The sequence below is a fragment of the Alkalibaculum bacchi genome (assembly GCF_937875145.1).
GTDB lineage: Bacteria > Bacillota > Clostridia > Eubacteriales > Alkalibacteraceae > Alkalibaculum > Alkalibaculum bacchi_A.
The window spans coordinates 1-2,940 of record NZ_CALNCS010000134.1; the positions used below are offsets into that span (position 1 = coordinate 1).

Below are 2,940 nucleotides of genomic sequence, written 5' to 3' on the forward strand. Positions count from 1 at the left end.
CTTAGCGTCCAGACCCATGGAGCGGGACTCTTTGTTTTCTATACTGAAGACAGCAATATCTTCTCGTTGGTAGCCTGCGTTTTCTACGCCTGCTTCTTAGCACGGCAGGCAATCACCGGACGTCTTGTGCCTACGTGGGTTATCAAGCTGAGGTACATTTCAGTCTGTTGTCTTACGCTTACTTTCTTGGTAGTAGCTTTCGTTTTAGCTCCTCTTTCGGGTCAAAATGGCTATGCCATGATGTTCTTGTCAGGATCTATGCTTTACTTTCATCTCTTGTGTCCTATCCTTGCTATCCTCTCCTCGCTACTTGTTGATCCGAGGGGAGCCTCTGGGCTCGCAGACGCGAGGTTAGCAATCATTCCGACGACGCTTTATGCGGCTCTTCTGATTTTTCTCAACCTTATTAGGGTCGTGTCTGGACCCTATCCGTTTCTCAAAGTCTACGACCAATCCGTATGGGCTTCAGTTGGATGGGTTGTCGCGATCGTTGGCGGGGCCTATCTGATAGCCTTAGCGATCGCACGCATGCAGCTTTCTCTCCGAAAAGGGTGATTTAAGGGTAGGGTTAATCTCACCTCTATCAAGGTGGCAGTAGCCGTGCTCCCTTTTGTCGATGTCTGAGAGTACATAAAGAGCAAGTCTAAAGCGTTGCCATACCTTGTATACAGCAACGTAGTCTTCCATCTATCCAGCAAGATCGTGCATCGTATATGGCACAATAAAGGCATGCATTAGATGTGGTCTATAACAGGATAAGCGTTTCATTAAGCAAACGAGTTCTCATAAACTTGATCAAGTTATCTAGGATCAGATGAGAAAATAAGTAGATCGTACTAGGCGATTCTTTACCCACGAGCTTCTCACGAAGAACGACTTGAAATATTAGATATTGGTCAGTGTTGGAATTGATCTTGCCTGACTCGTCGTTAAAGCTGTCCATAACCTCGATGGAGGCCTAGCCATGTCTGAGGTATGGATGCTCAAGGTCTACGATTACGGCATAGATGACGGACGACCGGCGGGAATCTTCGACTTCCGCTCAAAGCGGACGCTCAAGGAGTGGTGCTACGCGCATGTCGGGGCGGCCCGGATGGAGTGGGATAACGTGGCACACATCTGCCGGGTATACCTCGGCGGCGGAACGATCGAGTAGAGATAACCTCTCGGCTTAGGCCGGGGCCGGGGGCTTTTGCGTTAGATAATATCATAAAAGTATGTGAAGAATTAATGTATGAAAAAAATGCTAATAGTAATAAGCTCGCACAACTAGTGCCAATGTAATATCTTCTAGTATTAAATGTTGCCTATTATAAGTTGATGTATAATGTAAAATGTGAATGGTTTCTCGCAGGTCATTTGATGTCTTTGAAAAAACATGATGAATTCGACCGCAGTCTCTAGAGATTGAAGGTAAGAATACAACCGATAATGTGAAGGTATGCTAGACCATAGCTCCTCCCACACCAATGTTGGCTATTTCGCATAGCATTTCATTGAGTAAACAAATCGCTATGTGAGCCGTTGCGGGCACGTGTCAAAGCCGGAAGATCGTTCCCAACTCGATATACAGCCAACCAGTCACTTTGGATATGGCACTCCCTGTAACTTATCCAATTTTCTGTTAAGAGGTGGTCGCACTTCTTCTCTGGCAGAGACTGTCCTCCGGAAAGCTAACAGATGATGGTGAGCTAACAGATGATGGTGTCCAGTGTATCCATCTATAAGCTACACTTCATTGCCAGCTTATAGTCTTTTTTAAACTGAGATGTCCAAATGATATTCAATCTCATTTTTTTAATTCCTGTAGTGCTTCCTCTACGTCACTGTAGCGTTTTACGTTAGAATCTTTTATAAGACGTTCTGCTTCCTGTATAGCAGCAAGAGTGACGGCATTCGGCGTATTGAGTGTTACAGCGAACGGAAAATCGCCAGACCGAAGTGATTGTCTCAAAAAGATGTTGATAGCCGTTGTAAGGTTCGTACCGAGTTCGTTATAAAGCTCTTCACTCTGCTTTTTGATGTTACTGTCTATACGGACACTAAAGCTAGTCGTATTTGCCATATCAATCAACCCCTTTTGTAATCTATTGCACCTATAATGTATGTGTAATGCGTTGCTATATCAATCCAATAGCTTCTAATTTTGAGAATTAAGTTAATTATGCGGTCCGTTTCAATACCTTCTGAAATCTTGCTGGAAGACAGTTCTTTTGTTTGCCGGCTAGGCTCATCTGTTTGTCATTGCCTGTACGTATAGAGCTTATATGGCAAGCCGAGTTACTTCGGAGATAACGCTATAAGCTTCAGAAGATCTGTCTATCCGACGTGACACTGAAAAGAGCTATTTTGCCAAAATTATCAAAATAAGAATTAAAATTCTTCTTAATCTCTGCAAACGTAGATAACACACCATCTGGTTTGCTGGAAGTCTCATTTTATGAAGTGTGCACTGAGAAGAAGAAGGAATGTATGTTGGCATGGCCTCCTTGCTCTTCTTCAAGTGCAAACGTATCTGGTGGTTTTAATACAGCAACTAAAGGCTTGTGCTAAAAATGATTTACTCGTACCGCAGTAGAGTAACCGCTTTGGCTTTTTTCTTGTCTTACAAATGACAGACAGCTAGATTTTTACCAGTGACCCACAATCTCATGATCTCATGTTCACTGATAAGGTCCATAAATCTAGTAGATGAGACAAGATGTCGTAGATGCTTGCATCGTAGCTATGAGAGTTGCTGAGGAACAAAATGAGCATGGGGAACTTCGGCGGGATCTATATCATCAACCTCAAGGAGTTCTTCCATCTGACAGTCGAGCACTTGAGAAAGCGCATAAATTGAGTGAGCCTGAGCTCTATTTATATCTTTTTTCCTTTGCTCATATTGTTGGATTGAACGTAGAGAAACATGGGATCTCTTTGAAAGTTCTGCCTGCGTCA

4 protein-coding genes and 1 pseudogene are annotated in these 2,940 nt (G+C 43.5%); 2 read left to right on the plus strand and 3 right to left on the minus strand.

From position 1 onward, the window contains the following. Together Q7P22_RS08310 and Q7P22_RS08315 are read left to right on the plus strand one after the other, a co-directional pair. A partial coding sequence (locus tag Q7P22_RS08310) for a hypothetical protein (RefSeq protein WP_303863018.1) occupies positions 1 to 555 on the plus strand: 555 nt, incomplete at its 5' end. A 409-nt stretch (positions 556 to 964) separates the two neighbouring features. Then, the gene (locus Q7P22_RS08315; RefSeq protein WP_303863020.1) at positions 965 to 1,156 is read left to right on the plus strand and encodes a hypothetical protein; all 192 of its coding nucleotides are present in this window, start codon (positions 965 to 967) and stop codon (positions 1,154 to 1,156) included. A gap of 337 nt (positions 1,157 to 1,493) precedes the next feature. On the opposite strand, the pseudogene Q7P22_RS14960 reads toward Q7P22_RS08315, so the two are convergent. The 3 genes and pseudogenes from Q7P22_RS14960 to Q7P22_RS08330 form a co-directional block, all read right to left on the minus strand. After that, positions 1,494 to 1,658, minus strand: a pseudogene (locus Q7P22_RS14960) (type II toxin-antitoxin system YafQ family toxin); the annotation flags it as partial. Positions 1,659 to 1,789: 131 nt separating this feature from the next. Further along, positions 1,790 to 2,065, minus strand: coding sequence for a type II toxin-antitoxin system RelB/DinJ family antitoxin (locus tag Q7P22_RS08325; RefSeq protein ID WP_303863023.1), 276 nt, complete (start codon positions 2,063 to 2,065; stop codon positions 1,790 to 1,792). Positions 2,066 to 2,725: 660 nt separating this feature from the next. Then, positions 2,726 to 2,893: a hypothetical protein gene (locus Q7P22_RS08330; protein ID WP_303863026.1), complete on the minus strand. Its 168-nt coding sequence runs from the start codon at positions 2,891 to 2,893 to the stop codon at positions 2,726 to 2,728. Positions 2,894 to 2,940: the final 47 nt, after the last annotated feature.